Annotated in this window: 20 protein-coding genes, 1 tRNA gene and 1 pseudogene; 10 read left to right on the top strand and 12 right to left on the bottom strand. The window is 55.1% G+C overall.

Annotation, left to right across the window (positions count from 1 at the left end):
- Positions 1-71: 71 nt before the first annotated feature.
- From mutY to DAI21_RS08650, 5 genes are all read left to right on the top strand, one after another.
- Positions 72-1130 (top strand): A/G-specific adenine glycosylase, encoded by a 1059-nt coding sequence (gene mutY, locus DAI21_RS08670; RefSeq protein WP_107702879.1) that lies wholly within the window; start codon positions 72-74, stop codon positions 1128-1130.
- A gap of 26 nt (positions 1131-1156) precedes the next feature.
- Complete coding sequence (locus DAI21_RS08665; RefSeq protein ID WP_100778991.1) at positions 1157-1429, top strand: oxidative damage protection protein; 273 nt, start codon at positions 1157-1159, stop codon at positions 1427-1429.
- 55 nt (positions 1430-1484) lie between these two features.
- Complete coding sequence (gene mltC / locus DAI21_RS08660) at positions 1485-2561, top strand: membrane-bound lytic murein transglycosylase MltC (RefSeq protein ID WP_107702878.1); 1077 nt, start codon at positions 1485-1487, stop codon at positions 2559-2561.
- A gap of 230 nt (positions 2562-2791) precedes the next feature.
- Positions 2792-4048: a nucleoside permease gene (locus tag DAI21_RS08655; protein WP_107702877.1), complete on the top strand. Its 1257-nt coding sequence runs from the start codon at positions 2792-2794 to the stop codon at positions 4046-4048.
- A gap of 160 nt (positions 4049-4208) precedes the next feature.
- Positions 4209-4883, top strand: a complete 675-nt coding sequence (locus DAI21_RS08650) for a class I SAM-dependent methyltransferase (protein WP_107702876.1) — start codon at positions 4209-4211, stop codon at positions 4881-4883.
- Between the two features lie 36 nt (positions 4884-4919).
- Here DAI21_RS08650 and citG read toward each other — a convergent pair whose 3' ends face one another.
- The 8 genes and pseudogenes from citG to DAI21_RS08610 all read right to left on the bottom strand — a co-directional run bounded on the left by citG (position 4920) and on the right by DAI21_RS08610 (position 12245).
- Positions 4920-5723, bottom strand: coding sequence for a triphosphoribosyl-dephospho-CoA synthase CitG (citG, locus tag DAI21_RS08645; protein WP_107702875.1), 804 nt, complete (start codon positions 5721-5723; stop codon positions 4920-4922).
- Entirely contained in the window at positions 5701-6240 is a 540-nt protein-coding gene (gene citX / locus DAI21_RS08640) for a citrate lyase holo-[acyl-carrier protein] synthase (RefSeq protein WP_107702874.1), read from the bottom strand. Before citX ends, citG begins: the two co-directional genes overlap by 23 nt.
- A gap of 2 nt (positions 6241-6242) precedes the next feature.
- Positions 6243-7762, bottom strand: a pseudogene (citF, locus tag DAI21_RS08635) (citrate lyase subunit alpha).
- A 10-nt stretch (positions 7763-7772) separates the two neighbouring features.
- On the bottom strand, positions 7773-8648 hold the full coding sequence (gene citE, locus DAI21_RS08630; RefSeq protein ID WP_107702873.1) for a citrate (pro-3S)-lyase subunit beta: 876 nt from the start codon (positions 8646-8648) through the stop codon (positions 7773-7775).
- Complete coding sequence (gene citD / locus DAI21_RS08625; RefSeq protein WP_100778984.1) at positions 8645-8938, bottom strand: citrate lyase acyl carrier protein; 294 nt, start codon at positions 8936-8938, stop codon at positions 8645-8647. The genes citE and citD overlap by 4 nt, the downstream gene beginning before the upstream one ends.
- A 16-nt stretch (positions 8939-8954) precedes the next feature.
- Positions 8955-9989, bottom strand: coding sequence for a [citrate (pro-3S)-lyase] ligase (gene citC / locus DAI21_RS08620; RefSeq protein WP_107702872.1), 1035 nt, complete (start codon positions 9987-9989; stop codon positions 8955-8957).
- A gap of 13 nt (positions 9990-10002) precedes the next feature.
- The gene (locus DAI21_RS08615; protein WP_107702871.1) at positions 10003-10866 is read right to left on the bottom strand and encodes a fumarylacetoacetate hydrolase family protein; all 864 of its coding nucleotides are present in this window, start codon (positions 10864-10866) and stop codon (positions 10003-10005) included.
- A 17-nt stretch (positions 10867-10883) separates the two neighbouring features.
- Positions 10884-12245 (bottom strand): 2-hydroxycarboxylate transporter family protein, encoded by a 1362-nt coding sequence (locus DAI21_RS08610; RefSeq protein ID WP_100778981.1) that lies wholly within the window; start codon positions 12243-12245, stop codon positions 10884-10886.
- 345 nt (positions 12246-12590) lie between these two features.
- Between DAI21_RS08610 and DAI21_RS08605 the strand changes: the two genes are divergently transcribed.
- Positions 12591-14228 (top strand): sensor histidine kinase, encoded by a 1638-nt coding sequence (locus tag DAI21_RS08605; protein WP_102104727.1) that lies wholly within the window; start codon positions 12591-12593, stop codon positions 14226-14228.
- Positions 14218-14910, top strand: a complete 693-nt coding sequence (locus DAI21_RS08600) for a response regulator (RefSeq protein ID WP_107702870.1) — start codon at positions 14218-14220, stop codon at positions 14908-14910. The genes DAI21_RS08605 and DAI21_RS08600 overlap by 11 nt, the downstream gene beginning before the upstream one ends.
- Positions 14911-14982: 72 nt before the next feature.
- On the opposite strand, the gene DAI21_RS08595 is transcribed toward DAI21_RS08600, so the two are convergent.
- Positions 14983-17118: an ornithine decarboxylase gene (locus DAI21_RS08595; RefSeq protein WP_107702869.1), complete on the bottom strand. Its 2136-nt coding sequence runs from the start codon at positions 17116-17118 to the stop codon at positions 14983-14985.
- 190 nt (positions 17119-17308) lie between these two features.
- Here DAI21_RS08595 and DAI21_RS08590 point away from each other — a divergent pair, with 190 nt between their 5' ends.
- From DAI21_RS08590 to DAI21_RS08580, 3 genes are all read left to right on the top strand, one after another.
- Positions 17309-18022 (top strand): DUF554 domain-containing protein, encoded by a 714-nt coding sequence (locus tag DAI21_RS08590; RefSeq protein ID WP_107702868.1) that lies wholly within the window; start codon positions 17309-17311, stop codon positions 18020-18022.
- 95 nt (positions 18023-18117) lie between these two features.
- Positions 18118-18193: transfer RNA gene (locus tag DAI21_RS08585), tRNA-Phe, on the top strand.
- A gap of 398 nt (positions 18194-18591) precedes the next feature.
- Positions 18592-19365, top strand: coding sequence for a hypothetical protein (locus tag DAI21_RS08580; protein WP_107702867.1), 774 nt, complete (start codon positions 18592-18594; stop codon positions 19363-19365).
- A gap of 190 nt (positions 19366-19555) precedes the next feature.
- Here DAI21_RS08580 and DAI21_RS08575 read toward each other — a convergent pair whose 3' ends face one another.
- Genes DAI21_RS08575 through tssM form a run of 3 tightly spaced genes read right to left on the bottom strand, consistent with a single transcriptional unit; the run spans position 19556 to position 24860 of the window.
- Positions 19556-20035 carry an Hcp family type VI secretion system effector gene (locus DAI21_RS08575; RefSeq protein ID WP_107702866.1) on the bottom strand — a complete coding sequence of 160 codons (480 nt, stop codon included), beginning with the start codon at positions 20033-20035 and terminating at the stop codon, positions 19556-19558.
- A gap of 21 nt (positions 20036-20056) precedes the next feature.
- Positions 20057-21385 carry a type VI secretion system ImpA family N-terminal domain-containing protein gene (locus DAI21_RS08570; protein WP_107702865.1) on the bottom strand — a complete coding sequence of 443 codons (1329 nt, stop codon included), beginning with the start codon at positions 21383-21385 and terminating at the stop codon, positions 20057-20059.
- A 10-nt stretch (positions 21386-21395) separates the two neighbouring features.
- A complete protein-coding gene (gene tssM / locus DAI21_RS08565) occupies positions 21396-24860 on the bottom strand; it encodes a type VI secretion system membrane subunit TssM (protein WP_107702864.1) in 3465 nt (1154 codons plus the stop codon).
- Positions 24861-24920: the final 60 nt, after the last annotated feature.

The following is a 24920-nucleotide window of genomic DNA, read 5'->3' as shown; positions in this document are numbered from 1 at the left end:
AGCATGGGAAAGATCCGGTTTACAGTCGCATGGCGCTGTGCTGCAATCTGCGTCCCTGATTAAGCGAATCGATGACCATGCAAGCCTCTCAATTTTCAGCCCAGGTGCTGGACTGGTACGACAAATACGGGCGTAAAACCCTGCCCTGGCAAATTGAAAAAACGCCCTACAAAGTATGGCTCTCCGAGGTGATGTTGCAACAAACGCAGGTCGCGACCGTGATTCCCTACTTTGACCGTTTTATGGCGCGGTTTCCGACGGTAACCGATCTCGCCAACGCGCCGCTCGACGAGGTGCTGCACCTGTGGACCGGCCTTGGCTATTACGCCCGTGCGCGCAATCTGCATAAGGCAGCGCAGCAGGTCGCGACTCTGCATAACGGTAAATTCCCGGAAACCTTCGACGAAGTGGCCGCCCTGCCCGGCGTCGGGCGTTCCACGGCGGGCGCGGTGCTTTCTCTCTCCCTAGGCAAACATTTCCCGATTCTCGATGGCAACGTCAAACGCGTGCTGGCCCGCTGCTATGCGGTCGGCGGCTGGCCGGGTAAGAAAGAGGTCGAGAAGCGCTTATGGGAGATCAGTGAAGCGGTGACGCCCGCGAAAGGCGTCGAGCGTTTTAACCAGGCGATGATGGATTTAGGGGCAATCGTCTGCACGCGTTCCAAACCGAAATGCGAGCTGTGCCCGGTCAATAATCTTTGCGTGGCCTATGCCAATCATTCATGGGCGCAATATCCCGGCAAAAAACCGAAGCAGACCCTGCCAGAACGTACCGGCTTTTTACTGCTGATGCAGCATGGCGACGAGGTGTTTCTTGCGCAGCGTCCGCCGAGCGGTTTATGGGGTGGGTTGTACTGCTTCCCGCAGTTTGACAGCGAAGAGGGGCTGCGTGAGTGGCTGGCGCAGCGACAGATAAGCGCCGATAAACTCCAGCAGCTGACGGCGTTTCGCCACACGTTCAGCCATTTCCATCTGGATATTGTGCCAATGTGGCTTCCCGTGTCCTCCTTCGCCTCTTGCATGGATGAAGGCGTGGCTCTCTGGTATAACTTAGCGCAACCGCCATCCGTCGGGCTGGCAGCTCCCGTGGAGCGCCTGTTACAGCAATTACGTGCCGGAGCAGTCGTTTAGCTTCGACAAGACAACGAGGAATCAGAATGGCCAGAACAATTTTTTGTACCTATCTGCAGCGCGACGCCGAAGGGCAGGATTTCCAGCTCTATCCGGGTGAACTGGGTAAGCGCATCTATAACGAGATCTCCAAAGAGGCGTGGGCGCAGTGGCAGCAGAAGCAGACCATGCTCATCAACGAGAAAAAACTCACCATGATGAACCCGGAACACCGCAAACTGCTGGAACAGGAGATGGTGAACTTCCTGTTTGAAGGCAAAGATGTGCACATTGAAGGCTACACGCCGCCGGAAAAATAACAGCGTGCGGGGGTAACCCCGCAGTTTAGCAAACACAACACGCAATCCCGGAATGATGAAAAAATTACTAGCGCTAGCCCTTGTTGCGCCGTTGCTTGTCTCTTGTTCCAGTAAAAAAGGCGATAGCTATAACGAAGCCTGGGTTAAGGACACGAACGGTTTTGACATTCTGATGGGGCAGTTTGCCCACAACATCGAGAATATTTGGGGATTTAACGAAGTTCTTATCGCGGGACCGAAGGACTACGTTAAATATACCGACGCCTACCAGACCCGTAGCCACATCAACTTTGATGACGGTACGATCACGATCGAAACCATCGCGGGAACCGAACCTGCGGCGCACTTACGTCAGGCCATCGTCAAAACCCTGCTAATGGGTGACGACCCTGGCACTATCGATCTCTATTCCGATGCCGACGATATCACCATCTCCAAAGAGCCGTTCCTGTACGGGCAGGTCGTTGACCAGACCGGGCAGTCGATTCGCTGGGAAGGCCGCGCCACCTCTTTCGCCGATTACCTGCTGAAAACGCGTCTGAAAAGCCGCAGCAACGGCCTGAAAATTATCTACAGCGTGACCATCAATCTGGTGCCGAACCACCTCGACAAGCGTGCGCATAAGTACGTGGGCATGGTGCGTGAGGCGTCGCGTAAATATGGCGTGGATGAGTCGCTGATTCTGGCGATTATGCAGACCGAATCCTCCTTTAACCCGTACGCGGTGAGCCGGTCCGATGCGTTAGGACTGATGCAGGTTGTCCAGCACAGCGCCGGGAAAGATGTGTTCCGTTCGCAGGGCAGATCCGGCATGCCTAGCCGCAGCTTCCTGTTTGATCCGGCCAGCAATATTGATACCGGCACCGCCTATCTGGCGATGCTGAGCAATGTCTATCTGGGCGGGATTGATAACCCGACGTCGCGTCGCTATGCGGTGATCACCGCGTACAACGGCGGTGCAGGCAGCGTACTGCGCGTGTTCTCGAATGATAAAATTCAGGCCGCGAACATCATCAACAGCATGTCGCCAGGGGACGTTTACTCAACCCTGACCACTCGCCACCCGTCTGCGGAATCCCGTCGTTATCTGTATAAGGTGAATACGGCGCAGAAGAATTATCGTCGCCGCTAGTTTTCCCCTGCCCCTCTCCCGTCGGGAGAGGGGCAATAATCCCCATACTGCCGCCCCATCCATACGAAAATGTTATTTGCATCACAATCTAAACTGCAAATTAATGAGGATTGCATTTTTTTGCGGGAGGTAACAAAACATAACCTCGCCTGCTGATAGAATTGCATCAAATAACAACCCTGAATGTTCCCATAACAACATATCTCCCGCTCAATTGTGAGGAAAGTAACATGAACCTTAAGCTGCAGCTTAAAATATTGTCGTTTCTGCAGTTCTGTCTGTGGGGTAGCTGGCTAACCACGCTCGGCTCCTACATGTTTGTGACGCTCAAGTTCGACGGTGCGTCTATCGGTGCCGTATACAGCTCGCTGGGTATTGCAGCGGTCTTTATGCCAACGCTTCTGGGGATCGTGGCGGATAAATGGATAAGCGCGAAATGGCTTTACGCGCTCTGTCATCTGGTAGGGGCGGGTACGCTATTTATGGCGGCCGGAGTGACCACGCCAGGGGCGATGTTTATGGTGATCCTGCTGAACTCGCTGGCCTATATGCCAACGCTTGGCCTGATCAACACTATCTCCTACTACCGCATTAAGTCTGCGGGCCTGGATATCGTAACCGACTTCCCGCCAATCCGTATCTGGGGCACCATCGGCTTTATCATGGCGATGTGGGGCGTGAGCTTCGCAGGCTTTGAACTGAGCCACATGCAGCTCTACATCGGTGCTAGCCTCTCTGTACTGCTGGCCCTGTTCACCCTGACGCTCCCGCACATTCCGGTTTCTAACCAGCAGCAAAAACAGAGCTGGAGCTCCATGCTCGGCCTGGATGCGTTCGCGCTGTTTAAAAACAAACGCATGGCGATCTTCTTTATCTTCTCCATGCTGCTGGGCGCAGAGCTGCAAATCACTAACATGTTCGGGAACACCTTCCTGCACAGCTTCGACAACAACCCGCTGTTCTCCGGTAGCTTTATCGTTGAGCACGCGTCGGTAATGATGTCGATTTCACAGATCTCTGAAACCCTGTTCATCCTGACCATCCCGTTCTTCCTGAGCCGCTACGGTATCAAAAACGTGATGCTTATCAGTATCTTTGCGTGGATGTTGCGCTTCGGTCTGTTCGCCTACGGCGACCCAACGCCGTTCGGCACCGTGCTGCTGGTTCTGTCGATGATTGTTTACGGCTGCGCCTTCGACTTCTTCAACATCTCCGGTTCGGTGTTTGTCGAAAAAGAAGTTAAGCCTGAAATCCGCGCCAGTGCTCAGGGTATGTTCCTGATGATGACCAACGGTTTCGGCTGTATTCTCGGCGGCATCGTGAGCGGTAAAGTTGTTGAGATGTACACCACCAACGGGATTACCGACTGGCAGCCAGTGTGGCTGATCTTCGCCGGTTACTCTCTGGTGCTGTTCTTCGCCTTCATCGCTCTGTTCAAATACAAACACGTCCGCGTTCCGAATGGCGCACAGCCAATCGCGCATTAATCCTCCCTTCCCTCTCCCAAACAGGGAGAGGGTTCCCCCCTTCTATCCTGATAAATACCTATAAAAAAGGGACCTATTTAGCGCCTCATTTTTAACCTATTGTGGCAAATTTGTTGCTATCGACATTCCGTCATTCCTGATGCACAAATAAGGTTAAAAGATGCTAGATATCGCTGACTTGAAAGTTTTCTTCCAGGACCCTGAGATAAAAAAAATTATCGATACGACCTGGGATAGTGTTGGCGACACGCTGGCGCGGGCACAAGCCGAGTTGCCGGAAGAGCTGGCCATGGCGCGTCGGGAGCTTTCATTTCACGACCACGTGAAATGCCTCGGTTATCTTTGCTGGCTGCTTGAGCATAATAATGTTGCGGGCGATATCATTGAGATTGGCGTCTGGAAGGGCAAATCCACGTCGTTTATGAACGAAATTTGTCAGCATAAACGCCGCATGATCGGCATTGATCCGATGGAATTAACCTGTCAGGAAAGTGAGCTGCGCTTCTATCACGAGCGTCTTTTCCCGGAAGTAAACCTGATACGCGGATATTCGGAGCTGAGCATCGAACGCGTTCTGGCACTCAATCCTCAGACTGTACTTTTGCACATCGACGGCGGCCATGAAGGGCGTCACGTCCTGATCGACTTCCTGCTCTACTCCCCAACCGTAGTGCCTGGCGGCTTTATTGTCTTTGACGATTATCGCGATCACCAGTACTCGCCACAGGTCGGCCCGGCGGTCGACTTACTGCGTGCGGGTGGTTACTTCAACGGCTTCGACGTGATTGGCAGCCTGCCTGGATTTGAAAACAGCTATCTGCTCCAGAAGCGCTAATCCCTTGACTCATCTCCCGTCGGGAGATGAGTCTTTTCATCCGCACCCATCCAGAACAATTCCCACCGACAGTAAATCTGCGCTGCCTCCAGGGCTTAGACGGCGGGCGATCAGCGCGTTATCCATTTCATTCAGAATCTTTCGATCCCAACCGTTCGCCAGCACATCTTTCGCGTATCCCTGGACATAGCACAGCCCGTCCAGGCCGCCGCGCGACACCAGATTACTGTCCTGATTCACCGCCATTAACCGCAGCAGCAGATCGTGGAGTTGATGACGATTCCACTGGGGCAGAACCTTCCTGACCGTCGCGAATCCGCTTTGAGCCTCGCCGCGCGCCCCCGTTAAGCCCAGCTCCTGGTACTGGCGCTCACCGGCGGTTGCCCTCCCGCTGCGCCCGGCCAGTTCACGTTCCACCAGCCCCTGGCAAATGTTACTTATCTCACAGCAGAGACTGTCTGAAGTGACAGGGTTTACGCGCCCGGCTGCAAAACAGAGCAGCCCCAGCGCGAAAATCCCGCCTTTGTGGGTGTTAACTCCGCCCGTCGCCGCGTACATCGCCTGCTCACAGGCGATTCCCATCGGGCGAATCAGGCTCAACTGTTCCGCCGCGGGTTTTCCGGCATGTTCCGCGCCCAGTTCCGCAAAGCGCGAGAACCACGGCACTATGGCGGCGATGCTGCGGGTAAAAAGTGCGTGATCCATATCGCGATGGGAGCCGTTATTGCGCTTATCCACCAGCCCCGGTTTTGGCGTGAGTTCCAGTTCCATCCACAGAGCCTCCTCTGCGAGCTGCGGCACATCTGTGACACGCGGTTTAGTCGCGAGCAAACCAGTCATCGATCATCTTCTCCACGCGGGCCACCACCTGCTCCACCGGATGCTGACGCGAGCGGGAACAGGCGTGCGCCGGTTCATCGCAGATCAGGCAGCGGCGCATGTTCTCACCGAGCGAGCGCCGTCCGACATGCCCGGCGTTGGGGCAGATCACATCCAGATCCCACAGTCGTCCGAGAGGATGCGTCTGTTCAAGCTCGGCACAGTGAGCTTTAATTTCTGGCGCCTGATGCGCCACGCACCACATGGCTTCTGGTCCCGTGGGCAGCCACAGCACCTGGCGGTCCAGCACCTGCCAGCGGTGCTCCCACAGCAGTTGATCGCACATCTGCAGCGCCACGCCCATGGTATTGCGATAGCGCAGAGAGTCTTTGATATCACCGGGCGTTACCAGCGTCAGGGAAATCACCGGTTGTTGATAATGTGTAAGCCAGTCAGCCTGACGCGCGGCGCGATTCTCTTTCGCCGCCAGCATCTGCGTAAGGCTGACACCCGAATGAACGGGTGTCGCGATGGTCATGATTATGACTCCTTAACCTGTCGGACGGTGTCGATCACGCTGCCGTCACGGTAGCGGATCACCCCGACGATTTTGTCGGTAAATTCGATGGGTTTGGGTTCGCCGGTCAGCGAAATCGCCCGCGCGTACAGGGCCTCGATATCGACAATTTTCAGCCCCGCCGCTTCCAGCCGTTCGCGAATTTCCGCACGCGCAGGATTGACGGCGATACCGTGATCGGTCACCAGCACGTCGATACTCTCCCCCGGCGTTAAGCGCGTGGTCACCCGTTTCACCACCGTCGGAATACGGCTGCGCAACAGCGGTGCGACGACAATGGTCAGATTCGCGGCGGCGGCCACATCACAATGTCCGCCCGATGCCCCGCGCATTACCCCATCAGAGCCGGTAATGACGTTGACGTTGAAATCCACGTCGATCTCCAGCGCGCTTAAGATCACCACATCAAGCTGATCGCAGCTCGCCGCCTTGCTGCCCGGATTGGCGTAAACGTTAGTGGAGATCTCCACGTGATTCGGATTGCGAGCCAGTGAAGCCGCGGCCTGTCCGTCAAAGCACTGGGTATCGAGCAGTTTTTCGATCAGCCCTTTTTCATGCAGATCGACCAGACTACCGGTGATCCCCCCAGCGCGAAACGCGCTTTCACGTGGCTTCGCGCCATCTTTTCGCCCATAAAGCGGGTGCAGGCGGTGGCCGCCGCGCCGGAGCCGGTCTGCATCGAGAAGCCGTTTTTGAAATAGCCGGAGTGCTCGATTACATCCGCCGCATAGCGGGCAATCATCAGCTCACGCGGATTGCTGGTGACGCGCGCCGCGCCGACGCTGATCTTCTCCGGATCGCCGACACTCTCAACCTGCACCACATAGTCCACCCGATCCTGCACCAGGCTTGCAGGCATGTTCGGGAACGGCACCAGATCTTCTGTGAGCAGCACCACCTTGCGGGCAAAATGGGCGTCGACCATCGCATAGCCCAGCGAACCGCAGCTGGATTTGCCGTGAGTCCCATTGGCATTGCCAAACTCGTCGCTGCACGGCACACCGAGAAACGCGACGTCGATATTCAGCTCGCCGTCCTGCAGGAGCTTCACGCGTCCGCCGTGGGAGTGAATTTGTACCGGTTCTTCCATCAACCCGTGAGAGATGGCATCCGCCAGTTTGCCGCGCATCCCGGAGGTATAAATACGGGTAATTACACCGTTTTTGATATGTTCGATCAGCGCATCGTTGCAGGTCATCAGGGAGCTGGACGCCAGGGTCAGGTTTTTAAAGCCCATGTGCGCGAGCAGCGCGACCACGTTGTTGATGACCCGGTCGCCTTCGCGAAACGCATGGTGGAACGAAATGGTCATCCCGTCCTGCAAACCGCTGCGCTTCACCGCCTCTTCCAGGGTTTCGCACAGTTTGCGGCGGTGTTTGGCGTCGACATCCGCCAGCCAAGGCGTATCACTGTGGGCGGTATCAAAAGGTTTAAGTTCCCGCAGATGAGGGAAGTTCAGGTGGAGCAGTTCTGTCTGATTCATTGTGTCTTCCTTAGCGACGCACGCCGGAGGCAGCCGCGCGTTCCAGCACCATTTGCGCATGGTTAATAATCGGCGCATCCACCATTTTGCCGTTGAGCGACACCACGCCCAGACCGTTGCGTTCGCCCTCTTCTGCCGCTTCAATCACTAATTTCGCGTGATCCACTTCCTGCTGCGTCGGCGCGTAGGCGTTATGCAGCAGGTCTATCTGGCGCGGGTTAATCAGGGACTTGCCGTTAAAGCCCATCTTGCGGATCAGATTGACCTCGCGCAGGAACCCGGCTTCGTCGTTTACGTCCGACCACACCACGTCGAAGGCGTCGATCCCGGCGGCGCGTGCGGCGTGCAGCACGGCACAGCGGGCGTAGAACAGTTCGGTGCCGTCGCCGCGTTCGGTTTGCATATCCATCACATAGTCAAACGCCGCCAGCGCAATGCCGATCAGGCGCGGTGAGCTGCGGGCTATGGCCACGGCGTTAATCACCCCAATCGCCGATTCAATCGCCGCCATCACGCGGGTCGAACCGATTTCGCGGCCGCACTCGCGCTCAATGCGTTCCAGATGGCCTTCCAGCTCAAAGATATCTTCCGGGGTGTCAGTTTTTGGCAGGCGGATCACGTCCACGCCCGCACGAACCGCCGCCTCCAGATCCAGCAGGCCAAACGGCGTGCTCAGCGGATTAATACGCACCACGGTTTCGATATCCTGATACATCGGGTGCTGCAGCGCATGGAAGACCAGCAGCCGCGCAGTGTCTTTTTCGCGCAGGGCCACCGCATCTTCGAGGTCAAACATGATGGAGTCCGGACGATAGATAAACGCGGTAGAGAGCATGGCGGCGTTGGCGCCGGGTAAAAACAGCATACTGCGACGGAGTTTGTTCATGACATTTTGCTCCAGTCGATCTGCTGCGAGTCTGAAGCGCGGATCACCGCACTCTGCAGGCGGGCGCGGATCACACAGTCCAGCGCACCTTTATCCTCAACGATAATTAACCCCTGGCGCACATCCATGGCGCGCAGCGTTTCGTCGACCACCTGGCGAATTTGCTCGCCAAACTGCTTAATCACTTCACTGTGGATGACAATCTCCAGCTCGCCGTCGGCGGGGGCGATTTTCACCATCAGGTCGCTGGACTCCTGCGTTCCGGCCAGCGCCTCCCTTACAATATTCATGATAAATTCCTGATAGTTATGCGACTTCCGCGCGCGCGTGATCTTTCACGTAGTGCGCTTTGAGATGCGCGAAAGTGGATTCCGGGACAATCTCCCGGATACGAGAAAACTGCTGTGTTTTGAGCAAGCGGCGCACTTCCGACGCCGAAATGGTGTTGCCTGTTACCTTGATGCGCGGCATCTCCACTACTTCTATCGCCGGGGCCAGCAGCTGATGCAGCGTCTGGTTGTACTGGCGGGTGATGTCGCAAAACGGCTCCGAGCCGATAAAACGATGGGTGATCCCAAGCGCAGGGGCGATAAAGTCGCGGAAGATCAGCACGTCGATTTCACTCCACGCCTGCTGCACTTTGCCGCTCTCTTTAAGGAAATAGGCCGGGAACGTGGCGCGGGAGATGATGTACTGCGATCCCTCATGCACCGAGACATTCGGCAGATGTGCCACACCGGCGCGCACCATCTCCAGACGGGCGCAGAACGGGAAGAACGAAGCGTCCTCGCGCACCACGAAGAGGTGCAGCCAGTCACACTGCTTCGCCGCCTGCTCCACCAGATGACGATGGCCGAGGGTGAACGGATTGGCGTTCATCACAATCGCGCCAATCGTCTCCCCGCATCTGCGGCTGCGCTGCAGCGAGCGGCAGTAGCGCTCGATCCCCTGTGGGGTGTTCTCCAGCAGCACGGCGTTATTGCCGCTCTGGGCAATCGGCCAGAAACCGCTGCGGGCGAAGCGCTCTTTATTGCACGGGCGGGTGCAGAGAAAGAGATGAAAATGACCACGCGCCAGCGCGGCATTTTCCACTTCCGCCAGCAGGCGGGCGCTGAGATTCGCGCCCCTCAGCTTTTCATCCACCGCCACGCACTTGATGACGTTGGCAGCCAGCCCCGCACATCCCACCAGCTGTGAACCGGACCAGGCCTCTATAAACAGCGTAATGTCGTTGTCCAGCCCCAGGCCGCTGTCCGCCAGCAGATAACGGATCTGGCTTAAGCGTTCCGGGTGTTGCGCGACGATCGTCTGACGAAAGTCGATAGGGAGTTGCGAGTGCATGCTGCCGCCTTGATCAGTGCGCTGCCGCCAGGGTTTGCGCGGGTGCTTCCATAATCACATTGCTCAGATGACCGATGTTTTCGATCTCAACCTCAATGCGATCGCCCTCTTGCATAAACAGCGGCGGAGTACGTTTTTTGCCGACGCCCCCCGGCGAGCCGGTGATGATCACGTCACCCGGGCTGAGACGGGTAAAGGTACTGATGTACTCGATCAGCTCCGCGACTTTGTGGATCATGCTGCTGGTGTTGTCTTCCTGCACCATGCGGCCATTGAGCCAGGTGCGGATTGCCAGCTGGTGCGGGTCCGGGATCTCATCGGTTGTCGCCATCCACGGGCCAAACGCTCCGGTCTGCCGCCAGTTTTTCCCGGCGGTGAACCAGGTGTGCTGCCAGTCGCGGGCGGAACCGTCCATGTAGCAGCTGTAACCGCCGACGTGACTAAGAGCGTCTTCGCGAGGGATGTTCTCGCCGCCTTTGCCGATGATCACCGCAAGCTCACCTTCGTAGTCGAATTCGCACGAGTGGCGCGGTTTTAATACCGGTGAGTTATGTCCGGTCTGGGAATCGGCAAAGCGAACAAACAGCGTTGGTGCCGGGTTGTGCTGGTCAAACTCCTTGCGCTTGTCGGCGTAATTCATCCCCACACAGAGGATTTTTTCCGGCTGCTCAATCACCGGCAAAAAGGTGATGGCGCTCATCGGGATATCTGCAACATCGTTGAGATAGCGCGTGGCATCCGCCAGGCCGTTGCCCTGCAACAGCGCCTTGAGGTCGCTGTAGCGATCGCCCAGACGGCGACCTAAATCCACCACACCTTCGGCCTGCACGATGCCGTAGCTGCGTTTACCCTGATACAGAAAACTTGCGAGTTTCATTGTTCTTTCCTGAAGACTTAGACGAGGAAGTTGCCCAGAACCAGCAGCGAGATAGAGACGTTAATCGCGCCGCCAATTCGGGTAGCAATTTGGGCGAACGGCATCAGGCTCATACGGTTGCCTGCGGTCAGAATCGCCACGTCACCCGTACCGCCCTGCCCGCTCTGACAGCAGGAGACGATGGCGACATCAATAGGGTGCATACCAATCTTTTTACCGACGAAGAACCCGGTGGCCACCAGCGCCGAGACGGTGCTGACAATCACCAGCAGATTGCTCACAGTGAATGCGTTCACCAGCTCTTGCCATGGGGTGATCGCCACGCCAACGGCAAACAGAATTGGGTAGGTCACGGAGGTCTGGAAGAATTTGTACACCACCTGCGAACCTTCCAGCAGGCGTGGAGAGGCGCCGTTGCAGAGCTTAACCAGTACCGCCACAAACAGCATGCCAACCGGAGCAGGCAGGCCAATTAGCTTGTGACCGAGCATACCCAGCATATAGAGCAGCACCGCCAGCAGCGCACCGGAGGCAATGGTGGTCACATCCGCTTTGCCGGAGAAGGCTGGCTGCGACACACTGGCGTCTGCATTGGCGCGGTTTGGCATCAGCTGGCCTTCTCCCGTGAGGTGCGGATAGCGTTTGCCGAGCTGGTTCAGGCAGCCGGAGATGATGATGGCGGTTAAGCCGCCGAGCATAACCATCGGCAGCACACGGCCAAGGGCAACGCCCTGATCCATATGCAGCAGCGTGGCGTAACCGATGGAGAGTGGGATCGCCCCTTCACCGACGCCGCCCGCCATGATCGGCAGAATGATAAAGAAGAAGATCTGGAACGGCTCAAGGCCGAGCGCCATGCCGACGCCCATCCCGACGATCATGCCGACAATTTCACCGCACAGCATCGGGAAGAAAATGCGCAGGAAGCCCTGAATCAGCACCGTGCGGTTCATGCTCATGATGCTGCCGACAATGATGCAGCAGATGTAGAGATAAAGAATGTTGGTGGATTTGTAGAATTTGGTCGTGGACTCGACCACCACATCCGGCAGCAGACCGTAGTACACCATCGCTGACGGAATAAAGGTGGCGCAAATTGCCGCCGCGCCGAGTTTGCCGACAATCGGCAGACGCTTGCCGAACTCACCGCAGGCAAAACCGAAGAACGCCAGCGTGGCGACCATCACCACGATATCGCTCGGCAGTTTACCGCCCAGACAATCCACGGCGATCAACGCACCGGCTAACACAAACAGCGGCAGGGGAATGATCCCGACTTTCCAGGTATCCATAATGTGCCACCAGCGCTCTTTAAGCGACGGCCGCTGAATTTCAATCGGGTCGTGGGTAACAGAGAAAGAATCGTCAGTAGTGCTCATAATTAAGCCTCTTGGTTATTTGTGCGTTCAGCTTAGAGTCACAAAGGCTTACTTTATGTGAGGAAAGGCATATTAAAACCGAAGTTTTTATGGCCTCTATGGTTTTAATGGTTTCTTTTATTTAATGTGATTAACACCTTATTTATTGCCGTGGTTTTTATGGTTTCTTTTCCGGAATGTACAAACAAATAACATTGATTAAATTAGCCTTAAGACAAGCCTTATTTTGACATTTTCTTTTGCTGGTCGCGCTGTGCAAGGGATCACAAGTTTCGGGCAAAGCCCGCATCAGGCCGGGAAAAGATGATATATTGGCAAAACCCATTGATACCCTGCGTGATAGTCATGAAAGTGTCGTTTCAGATAAAGCTATTTATTTCGCTGGTCGTCTTTTTCTCAGTGCTGTTTGCATTACTGGGCGGATATTATTATGTCGACGTCGGCAGACAGCTATATCAGGAAATGAGCACGCGCGCCAAAATACAGGCGGAGGAGATTGCGCTTATTCCTAATCTGCGTAAAGAGGTGGAAGAAAAGGATATCAAAGCCATCCATGATTTTATGCACCAAATAGCCTCCCACAGCGATGCCAGTTTTATTGTCATTGGTGATAATAAAGGGCTGCATCTGTTTCATTCGGTGTTTGAAGACCGCATCGGTAAAACGCTGGTCGGTGGGGATAACGACGCCGTGCTCCACGGGAAAAGCACCACCACCATCCGCAAAGGGGGTTTAGGGATTTCCCTGCGCAGTAAAGCGCCAATTTTCAACGATGCCGGGCAGGTGGTAGGGATTGTCTCCGTGGGGTATCTCACCAGTTACCTCGACACCATTACCGTGAGCAAAGTGGTGAACATCCTGATTGCCGCGGTGCTGCTGCTGATCGCCCTGTTCGTCTTCTCGTGGTTTTTCACCCGCAGTATTAAGAAACAGATTTTCTCTCTTGAGCCGCGCGAGATCGGCCTGCTGGTGCGCCAGCAAAAGGCAATGATGGAGTCGATCTACGAAGGGGTGATCGCCATCGACGATAACTATCGGATCGAAGTGATCAACCAGGCGGCGCGCACGCTTCTCGGTTTGCCGCAACCGGCGCGGGAACTGCGCGGGCAGCTGATTAGCCAGGTGATCGCCCCGGTGGCGTTTTTTACCCCCCAGACCATGCTGGCGAAGGATACTCACGATGAGATCTGCCGCTTTAACGATCTGACGGTGATCGCCAGTCGCGTGCGGATCATGCTGGAGGATTCCCTTCAGGGCTGGGTGATCACCTTCCGCGATCGCAACGAGATCGACTCCCTGAGCGCCCAGTTGAGCCAGGTAAAACGCTACGTCGATAACCTGCGGATCATGCGCCACGAGCAGTTGAACCGCATGACGACGCTCTCCGGGCTGCTGCATATGGGGCGCTACGAAGAGGCGATTGGCTACATTCAGGCGCAATCAGAACATGCCCAGGAGCTGCTGGACTTTATCTCCTCTCGCTTTAGCTCGCCGACCCTGTGCGGCCTGTTGCTGGGGAAAGCGGCGCGGGCGCGTGAGAAAGGCGTCGAGCTAAACTTCGATCCCGCCTGCCGGATGGACAAGCCTTTCGCTCCGCTGCTGGAAGCAGAGCTGATTTCTATCATCGGTAATCTGCTCGACAACGCCATCGAAGCGACCCAGCGCGCCCCGCTCCCCCACGATCCGGTGGAAGTGCTGATTAAACTCAACGATCGGGAGCTGATTATTGAAGTGGCGGACCGCGGGGTCGGCATCCGGCCTGAGATCCGCGAGCGGATCTTTGAGCGCGGTATTACCACCAAAACGCGTGGCGATCACGGTATCGGCCTGTACCTGATCGACAGTTATGTCACCCAGGCTGGCGGCTCCATTGAGGTTGCCGATAACACGCCCCGGGGCGCTATTTTCTCGCTGTTTATTCCCGCCACGGGCACTCCCCCGCGCCCTGTTCAGGAACTGGAAGAGACTGACTATGCAACATGAACATATCGACGTACTGATCGTTGAAGATGAGAACGAGCTGGCACAACTTCACGCAGAGCTGATTAGCAAACATCCGCGCCTCAGACTGGTGGGTATCGCGTCATCCCTCGCCGAGGCGCAGTCCCTGCTTTGCAGCCTGCAACCACAGCTGATTTTACTGGATAACTATTTGCCCGACGGCAAAGGCATCACCTTGATCAGCAATCCTCTACTGGTGCACGCCAACTGCTCGGTGATTTTCATTACCGCGGCCAGCGATATGGACACCTGTAGCCTGGCGATCCGCAACGGCGCATTCGACTATATTCTGAAACCGGTGTCGTGGAAGCGGCTGAGCCAGTCCCTGGAACGCTTCGTGCAGTTTGCAGAGCAGCAGCGGGTTTGGAAGATTGTCGATCAGCAAAACGTCGATTCGCTGTATCAGCTGCAGGCCAAAAACTACCGCCAGGATAACGGCAGCAAAGGAATCGAAGAGAACACTCTGGCGCGGGTACAAACGCTATTCAACGACAAAGCGACACACTGTTTTTCCGTCGACGAGGTGGTTAACGAGACGGGATTAAGCAAAACCACCACGCGGCGCTATCTGGAACACTGTGTGGAAGCGGGTTTTTTGAGCGTGGAGATGCTCTACGGGAAGATTGGCCATCCGCGGCGGATGTACCGGCGGAGTGTGGAGTGAAAGAAGCCGGGCGGCGCTTGCGCCTACCCGGCCTGGTATCATGCTCCCGCCCCCGAAAGGGAGAGGAAAAATCTACTTCAACACATACCCGTACAAGCGCTTGATCCCGTCGGCATCCTTCTCGCTGTACACGCCCTGGAGTTCTGGCGAGAAGCCCGGCAGCAGATTCACGCCCTCTTCCAGCGCCAGGAAATAGCGCTGGACCGCTCCGCCCCATACTTCCCCCGGAACCACGCACAGCACACCCGGCGGATACGGCAGCGCGCCTTCGGCCGCAATGCGCCCTTCGGCTTCGCTGATGCGCACCAGTTCCACGTCGCCACGAATGTAGGCCTGATTGGCATCCTGCGGATTCATCACTACCGCAGGCAGGCTCGCTTTGCGGAACATCGCTTTTTGCAGATCTTTAACGTTGAAGCTGACGTACAGATCGTGCATCTCCTGACAGAGGTCGCGAATCGAATAGTCACGATAGCGGACCGGATACTTGTTGAAGATGGTCGGCAGGACCTCGGCAAGCGGCGTGTCGTCTTCGATATGCTGCTCAAACTGCCCCAGCATCGCCACCAGCTGCGCCATCTTCTCCGCACTCTCAGCCGGTGTCAGCAGGAACAAAATCGAGTTCAGATCGCACTTCTCCGGCACGATGCCGTTTTCACGCAGGTAGTGAGCAAGGATCGTGGCTGGGATGCCGAAATCCGTGTAATCACCGGTTTGTGCGTCGATGCCCGGCGTGGTCAGCAGCAGTTTGCAAGGATCGACAAAATACTGCTCGTCAGCATAGCCTTCAAAACCGTGCCATTTCGCGCCCGGTTCAAAGCTGAAGAATCGACGCTCGCTGGCAATGGCGTGCGTCGGATGATCCTGCCACGGACGCCCCGCCACCACCGGTGGAATAAAGGGTTTGATCATCTTGCAGTTGGCAATAATCGCCTTGCGCGCGTCGATGCCAAGCTCAACGCACTCCGCCCACAGCCTGCGCCCGCTCTCCCCTTCATGGATTTTGGCGTTGATATCCAGCGCAGCAAACAGCGGATAAAACGGGCTGGTAGAGGCGTGCAGCATAAACGCATTGTTCAGGCGCTTGTGCGGGCAGAATCGCGCCTGGCCACGGATATGATTATCCTTTTTATGGATCTGCGACGTTTGCGAGAACCCGGCCTGCTGCTTGTGCACCGATTGGGTCACAAATATTCCAGGATCGTTCTCGTTCAGTTCCAGTAACAGCGGCGAACTGTCGGCCATCATCGGGATAAACTGCTCGTAACCGACCCAGGCGGAGTCAAACAGGATGTAGTCGCACAGATGGCCGATCTTGTCGATCACCTGACGGGCGTTGTAGATCGTGCCATCGTAGGTGCCGAGCTGGATCACCGCCAGGCGGAACGGACGCGCATCCTGGGCCTTATCGGGCGCCACTTCGCGGATCATTTCACGCAGGTAAGCATCGTCAAAACAGTGCTCGTCGATGCCGCCGATAAAACCAAACGGATTACGCGCGGCTTCCAGATACACCGGTGTGGCCCCCGCCTGAATCAGCGCCCCATGGTGGTTAGATTTATGGTTATTGCGGTCGAACAGCACCAGATCGCCGCGCGTCAGCAGCGCATTGGTGACCACTTTATTGGCGGCAGACGTTCCGTTAAGCACAAAGTAGGTTTTATCCGCGTTAAAGACTTTTGCCGCGAACTTTTGCGCATCTTTGGCAGAACCTTCATGAATAAGCAGATCCCCGAGTTTGACGTCTGCATTGCACATATCTGCGCGAAAAACGTTCTCACCAAAAAAGTCGAAGAACTGACGTCCTGCCGGGTGCTTCCTCAAAAAGGCACCATGCTGATGACCCGGGCAGGCGAAGGTGCTGTTGTTCATCGCCACATACTGACTCAGGGTGTCAAAAAAGGGTGGCAGTAAGTTCTCTTCATAGCCACAGGCTGCTGCTTCCAGTTCCAGGAACTCCTGTGCTTTACCGCTAATCACACCGGTTACACCGTCTGGCGCGACATCTGGCTCTTGCGAGAAGATGAATACCGGAATCTGGAATCCCGTACGTTTCAGTAACGCGAGAATACCGCTGCGGCTTTCGGCCAACGTCATGACGACTGCCGCCACGTCCGTAAAATCGGTGTTATCCAGCGTCACCTTTTCCCGGTGAGTGGACAGCGCGGACACCAGCTCATGGCTGACGGCAATTTTTAGTGATTTCATAGGCGTAAATACCCGTTTCAAGGGGAGAAGAAATCCAGACAGGAGGGGAAAATTCGCGCAATAATGTCACCTTTCATTTTGAGGTGCAAGAAACAAACTTTATGCACTTCTCAGTGGGAAAGCAGGCAGCTTATGGCCTCCATCATGTAATAATAATGCAAGATCAATGATTAAATAGCGGGAGTGTATTTTGGTTATTGGACCCTTTATCAATGCCGGAGCCGTACTGCTGGGTGGCGTGCTGGGCGCGGTATTAAGCCAGAGATTACCTGAACGTATTCGCACTTCGATGCCCTCCATCTTTGGACTGGCATCCCTCGGAATCGGTATTTTGCTGGTTATCAAGTGCGCCAATTTACCTGTGATGGTGCTGGCGACGCTGCTCGGCGCGCTGATTGGTGAGTTTTGCTATCTGGAGAAAGGGATTAATGGTGCCGTGAGTAAAGCCAAAAATCTCATCTCCCGCCCGGGGAAAGTGGCTAGCGGTTCCCATGAGACGTTTATTCAGAACTATGTGGCGATCATTATTCTGTTCTGCGCCAGCGGCACGGGGATTTTTGGCTCGATGCAGGAAGGGATGACTGGCGACCCCAGCATTCTGATCGCCAAGGCTTTTCTCGACTTCTTTACCGCCACCATTTTCGCTACCACGCTCGGGATTGCCGTCGCCGCGATCTGTGTGCCGATGCTGATGATTCAACTGGCGCTCGCCACCTGTGCCGCGCTGATTCTCCCGTTAACGACACCAGCGATGATGGCCGACTTCACCGCCGTGGGTGGCCTGCTGCTGCTGGCAACGGGGCTTCGCATCTGCGGCATTAAGATGTTTGCGGTGGTGAATATGCTCCCCGCGCTGGTGCTCGCCATGCCGCTCTCCGCGCTGTGGACCCACTTTTTTGCCTAAGTTGCCAGCAAACTGGTGAGAGAGTGTGCAGTCCGTTGCGAAATCGATAAATTTCGTTGACGGAAGGGCCCCAATCGGGTTTAATGCGCCCCGTTGCCCGGATAGCTCAGTCGGTAGAGCAGGGGATTGAAAATCCCCGTGTCCTTGGTTCGATTCCGAGTCCGGGCACCACTATTTAGAAAAACCAGCCTTAGGGCTGGTTTTTTGCTTTCTGGGGTTTAGAAGCCCCCATCCTGGTCGATCCTTTCATGTTCACGCTGCCATGTTGGCGCTATCTAACAATGCCGATCATCGGCTGATGGATGCGGGTATGAAAACGGATGCATCCCGCGGGCGCGAAGTCACCCCACTGGCGAAGAACAGGCGTCATTTGCCGCCGCTTATGTTGCTATGAGTTATTTTTACCCTGGTAAGAATCAATAATATTTAAGACCATAATAAAAACACCCCGCACAATAAATATATTGAGCACATGAATATATATTATGTTTTATCCTGCTCTGTCACAGGTATATAATCAGTAAAATATCACCGCCACATAATTTCATTGTAAATCAGGGAGCGAATACATGAATTTCAGGACAATAGCACTCTTATGCGCGTCAGCCTATTTTCTATCGGGTTGCGCGCCACATTCCCCTATTGATGAAAAGAAAACGGGGACCACGGGGAAAGAGAGCGCCACCAGTAAAAGCGCTTCCCTACAGCTGACGGACAAAGATATTTTTGGCAATGAAACGACGCTTGCGGTTTCTGAAGAGGATATTCAGGCTGCGCTTGAGGAAGATGAATTCCGGGTGCCACTCAATTCAAGAGTTATTCTCGTACAGTCCGGCAGTCGTGCACCAGAGACGCTTATGCAGCAGGAGATGAGTCAATATTATTCCGTGGCAACTTTTTCCGGCATTCCTGACAGACAGAAAGTGGTTTCCTGTAACAAAGAAAAAGATGAGAACAGTGAAGCAACGATTGCAGAAAACATGAACTGGATGCAGGCACTTCGATATATTGCTGCAAAAGGCCATCAGAAGGCCATCATCGTTTATCAGGATCTCCTGCAGTCAGGAAAATATGATCCGACAACAAAAAACATAATCTGGTCGGATTACAAAAACGAAAAACTAACAGAGGCGACCTCACTTCGTTACCTGGTGCGTTTCACGCTAGTGGATGTGGCGACGGGCGAATGGGCGACCTGGTCACCGGTCAATTATGAGTACAACGTTACGATCCCTCAGACTAACAAGAAAGAAATTATTGATACCACCGACCAACAGGTATCCCAACTTAAGCAAAGAACGTACGCGTTAATGGTTAAAAATCTGGTGAATCGTTATCAGTAGACAGGCTATATCTGCCGCCAGAAATTTTCTGGCGGCAGGTAAAATTATAAATATTCTCCAGCTCAGTAATTAAAGACTGATAAAACAACCCCGCCATAATAATAAGATGTAAGAATAGATATTTTTATTAAACAACAACAGCTTTGAGTTTCACTATTCCACGCGACCAATATACCTAATTTAAATTTTGTTAAAAAATCCTTTCTTCCCACAAGCTATATGCACTGGTTCCCGCTATGCAGTGTTCCTGGGTAATACTTTCATAAGTGAAGGATACCGACTCTTCTGGCTGGCCCTGACTGTTGTTAATAGTGTGCGGCAACTCACTATGTATGCTTGAGATGCGGGCCTTAATCAGTTTTACTTTGTAATACAACTCATTAATACCAAAACGGTTAGTGCGATAATATTCAAAATCGCATGTCAGACACTCATTTTCAGTAATGGACTTACTCAGCAAAGGGGATGATTTATCTACCGGCTTCTGAATGCTTAATGCGAGATGATTAACATTCTGCGCCCTGGTCAGACCGTGATTAAGCGCCAGCACCATAATCTGATCCGTGTGCGCTAATTGCGCCTTATTTCCAATGGAGTCCAGCGAAGAACAGCCAGCCGAGATCAGCCCCTGAAGTTCACCGTTAAGAGTTAGATAAACAAGATTTGCCATAATAAGTTCCTCGGGTCCGGATTATTTCCCGGCACTGGTTTCGTTAGCTGCCGTTTCTGGCAGAGAATGATTTTTTAGCAATAGCCAGCGGCTTGCTACGCCCTCCAGCCGCTCGTTAATTTCTGTTTCCAGCGCTTGCGTATTCTGCCCCTGCGTCTGGGCATCCTGATATTGCGTGAGCAAGGACTCCAGAGGAGTTTCCTCACCTAGCCCTCGCTCTGCCTGCCAGACCACATTTTTAATGTAGGAGAGTGTCAGCCCCTCCTTTTCGCGTTTCATCACCAGATCAGCAAAGGCGCGTAAATCCTGTCGCGTCTGCAGCCAGCCCCGCAGCTGCGGGCTGCTACTGGCGCGTGTTTTCACCGTCTCATTCCACCACGCGGTAGCCTTTTGCTGCTGCTGACTCTCCGGCCAGCGGCTACTCGCAGTGCGAGCCATCAGCATTCCTGTTTCCAGCGGTTGCAGTGAGGAAGTCCCTAACTGTTGTTGCAGGCGATGCTGATAGCTATCCAGCATGGGCGAAACCAGCCATAGCGATGCGGCTCCTGGCCCGCTATCCTTAACCTGCGAAAGGATCTGCTGCGACGGATAAAACTGCCACCAACAGAGCGCAACAACGATCGCTGCGCTACAGGCGATACCCGCAATAAACCCTTTAATCGCGCTGCCCGTTTTTTTTGCCGGACTGCGCACCGCCACCGTGATTTCCGGCAGTTCGGGCAGCGGAGGCATCGCGTCTGTCGAAGCTGACGAGATGCTCTCCGGCGCGTAAACCAAAGTTCTGACCGTGTTCTGCGTCTGGGTTTCGGCAATGCTCTTAGGCTGCGGCTCCAGCCGTTTACGCGTGTTCTGCACAAAATAGAGCAGATTCTCAACGCGTGGCTGACGCTTAAGCTCCACCTGCTGGAGTTTGTCGCAGATGAGCTGCAACGCACGTTCCGCGCGATACAGCAGTGGCAGATCGGCTGGCGCGAAGGACATTTGCTGTCGCAGAATATTGCCGGTGCGAATATTCAGCCAGTCGAGCATTTCTGTACGTGCTGCACCGCCCTGCGGCCAGAATTTGTCCCACTCGTGGCAAATCATCGCCGCCAGCAGTTCCACGCCCTCACAAAAGCCTGCCAGACCCTGAGTGCGGGTTCGCGCCAGGGTGAAGTAGGTTGCCGTATGCAGATCCACACCGTTGGTTTTGAAAATCGACAATGCCAGAGACGCCACCAGCCGCCAGTTCAGCTCCGGCTGTGACGGATGATTCGCTTTATTAATCTCCTCCCGGATTGCGCTGAACTCGGGCAGGTCACGAGGATCGCTGCCTGTAACGATGGTCTGTGAGAGTACGTCATTCTTCATCCCTGCCTCCTTAGTAGAGCGTGTCCGGTAACGCGAACTGACTGAACAACCCGCCTGCGAATGGATTGTCCTCCGTATCTGTGTGTACGCGATAAACCATCGCCCCGCCGTCTACGGTAAAGCGGATGCTGAACGTACCGTCCTGCACACCCGTTAGCTGCCCCGCCCCGAACAGGCGGAACTGAGCCCACGGACCGCTGAAGCTGATGCTGCGAGGGGAATTGCCGCTGGTGCCGATAAGCGTCAGTTTGCTTTCATTGCCTTCACGCATATTGTTCGGCCACACCAGATGCGCGGTGGAATTGCGCCCCTGGCTGTAATCCACTAACTGGCCGTCGAGATTCAGCACGCTGCGGCGTTTGTTGCCGGATAAAGACACGGTCTCTACCGCAAATTGCGCACCTAAGCCGTTCTGTTTGCTGAAGAAAATATCGCGAATTTTTTGTGCGGCTTCCAGTTGCTGGCGGATATCCTCTCGGATGATCACCGCACTGTCACCGTCTTCCAGGCTGAGGTCGTTTTCCATAAACAGGCGCAGATTCTGCTGATAAAACGCGTCCAGCACGCCATCCGGTTTAAAGAAACGTTCAAAGGCATCCAGTGAGGCGTCCTGCTGCGCACCCGGATTGAACGGATAGTTGTTCGCCAGCTGTTCGTTGAAGGGTTTCACTACGGTGTCGCGCCAGTCCACTTCCATGTAGTGAACGGCTTCCACCATCACCACATGCCAGGCCTGGTCAGCGAGTTTACCCACCCAGCGGTTAAGCGGCGCGGGCAGCGTTTTAGCCATCTGACGGGTGGCAAAAATCGGGTCGCTGCTGTTCTGATCCAGCCGAAGCTGTACCGCTTTGAGCGCCGATTTTCCGGGGACCGGTGCATTCTGTATTGCCAGCAAATAACGATGCAGTTCCGTTAATTGCTGATAGACCGCCTGCATCGTGCTTTCTTTCTCTTTCTGCACCGCCAGCGCGCTGTTTTCCGGCGCGAATTCATGCCCGAGACGGGTCAGCAGACGGTAATCCGGCTCAGCCAGCGCCTCTTCCCGCTCTTTATCGGAGAGCTTTTCTGAGAGGACTGCGGGTTGGGTGTTGTCGCGCAGAGCTGTCAACGCCCGCTGGAGGGGCTGATCGCCACTGATCACCTGCTCCAGCGCACCCGTCAGCTGCGCGATAGATTCATAATCGCGGACATTAAGGTTATCCATTCCAACCCGCCAGGTGGCGGTGTAATCGCTGAGGTATTGCTCCGTAAGCTGACGCTGGATTTCCGTCCTGTCAGCCTGGCTGTACTTAACGCTGCGGGTGAGGTTCAAAACCCAGCTATCCATCGCTGTGAGTTCCACCAGTTCGTCGCGCTGTTTCACAAAGTAACTCTGCAAGCCATAGCGGGTGAGGAACTGCGGAACGATCAGCTTGTTATCGTCAGCCGAGGTAAACACCCGCTCAAAGCTTGGCCCTACCTGATCGCGCAGGTTCAAATCTGCAGGTAACACCCCCAGCGCACGCGTTTTCAGGCTTTGATAAACGCGCTGGTATACCGGAAGTTTGCTGAGTTCTTTTTGTGCACCAGCAACAGGACTGCCATAGGGTGCCCATCGACTGATGGCATCGCTATCGCCCTTCTCCCGCTCTGCATGCCAGTCGGTATGCGCCAGCGCATAGTCGAGATGGGACATTAGCTGCACCTGGATATCGCGCTGACCGTGGAATTTTTCACTCCAGCGCTTCGCCATATATTGCTTCACCACTTCATCGCTGCGCCCACTTTTGTCTTCCAGCATGCGGATCACACGCAGAATAGCGAGTTTCTCCTCGCTTTCGGGTGGCGCCGAATTCATCTCTTTGACCAGACCGTTCAACAAAGAAGGCAGATAGCGCTGCTCAAGCAGTTGCAGATAGGTCTGCTCCACATAGGGACCAATACGTCTGCCCTGATACAGACCCAGATCCGCCAGACGACTGCGATCGCCCCAGTCGCCGTAGGCCAAAGTGGCATCGCGTACAGGATTAAGCAGAGGCAATTGCAGATTGCCAAACTCATCCATCCCCTGCGGAGGCTGCACGGCCATAAAGGCTTTCGCCTGCTTCAGCACCTGAATGCCGGAGGCGTAGTTGGCATTGTAATAGTGATGCCAGCCTGTTATCAGCAGTATCACTCCCGCGCCGCCTGCGACAGAGAAAATCGTCAGGCGACGGCGAGCGTTGATAAGCCAGGCATGGCTTTCGCCCGCCAGGTTTGGCTCCGCCAGCAGCACCTGTGGGAACAAATTACGGGTAAAATAGGGGGCTGTATCCACCAGCGGCCAGGCGCTGAGTGGGCTACTCCCAAGCCCGTATTGACGGGCTGCGGACTGCATAAAAATGTCATCCATCTGGCCACGTTGCAGTGACGACGTGAGATAGACACCGCGCAGCATAACGTCCATGTTTTCGCCGTCCAGCAAGCCGTCAAGCAGTGCAACAAGAGGAGCCAGGCTCCCTTGCATCTGACGAGCAAAACTGAAAAGGGAGCTGCGGTCATGGCTCTGCGCCAGCATCAGATCTGGCAGAGCATGATTAATCAGGTCGCCCCATACCTGCCAGAAGTTGTCCAGCTCGGCACGCCAATCGTCACTCTCATGGGCGCCACGCGTAAACGTCACCCCAAGGATGCTGTCGCGGCCCTGTTTATCCAGCGACTGAAATAGCGCTGCAAAACCATGTAACAAATCGAGCCGGGTGAGGACAACATACACCGGCAGCTGGCAATGAAGGTGCTGGCGCACATCCTGTAAACGACTGCGCAACATCTGCAAGAGGTATTCACGGCGGCGCTTATCAGCCGTCAGGAGATCGAGAAAATCGAGAGTCAGAATGAGGCCATTGAGGGGCTGGCGGGCGCGTTTCTGAACCAGCCAGTCAAGCATATGCTCCCATAAACGGCGGTGCAGCACATCCGCCTCAGGCTGCTCACAGAGTGAACCGCTGACGTCAAAAATGACCGCCTGTTTTCCGACGTGAGGCGTGAGATACAACCGCTGTTCGGCGCCGCGTGCGGTTTCCGGAGTATAAATAACATCCGACGCAAAGCCTTCGCGAAGCAGCGCGGTTTTGCCACTTCCTGCAGGACCGATAACCATATACCACGGCAGTTGCCAGAGATAACGACGACTGTCGAGATGGCGTTGCAGGCGCAGTAGCCAGCGATCGAGGTAGCGCTGCTGAGCATTCAGCTCCACGCTTATCGGATCCTGAGTTTCCTCACGCTGCTGTTTCTGCTGTCGCTCAAGCTGTTGCAAACGTTTCATCACCCTTATAGTGAGCCATGCCAGCGCGATAAATCCCCATACGGCTGTCGCCAGCCAACGGCGGGTCAGCGGCTGCAGCCAGTGCTCTTCGTAGAGTGTCCATGTCGGGCCTTTCCACCAGATCCATACCAGTAGAAAAATCCACGCCAGCACCAGTAACCAAAAGGCGGAAACCTTAAAGCGAGGCATGGCCGGTCTGAGGGCAGATTTCAGCCCGCTGAAGAGTCGGGGTGTTGGTAATCTCACAAA

The organism is Lelliottia sp. WB101, from assembly GCF_003051885.1.
Classification (GTDB): domain Bacteria; phylum Pseudomonadota; class Gammaproteobacteria; order Enterobacterales; family Enterobacteriaceae; genus Enterobacter; species Enterobacter nimipressuralis.
This window is presented reverse-complemented; position numbering and strand designations above follow the sequence as displayed.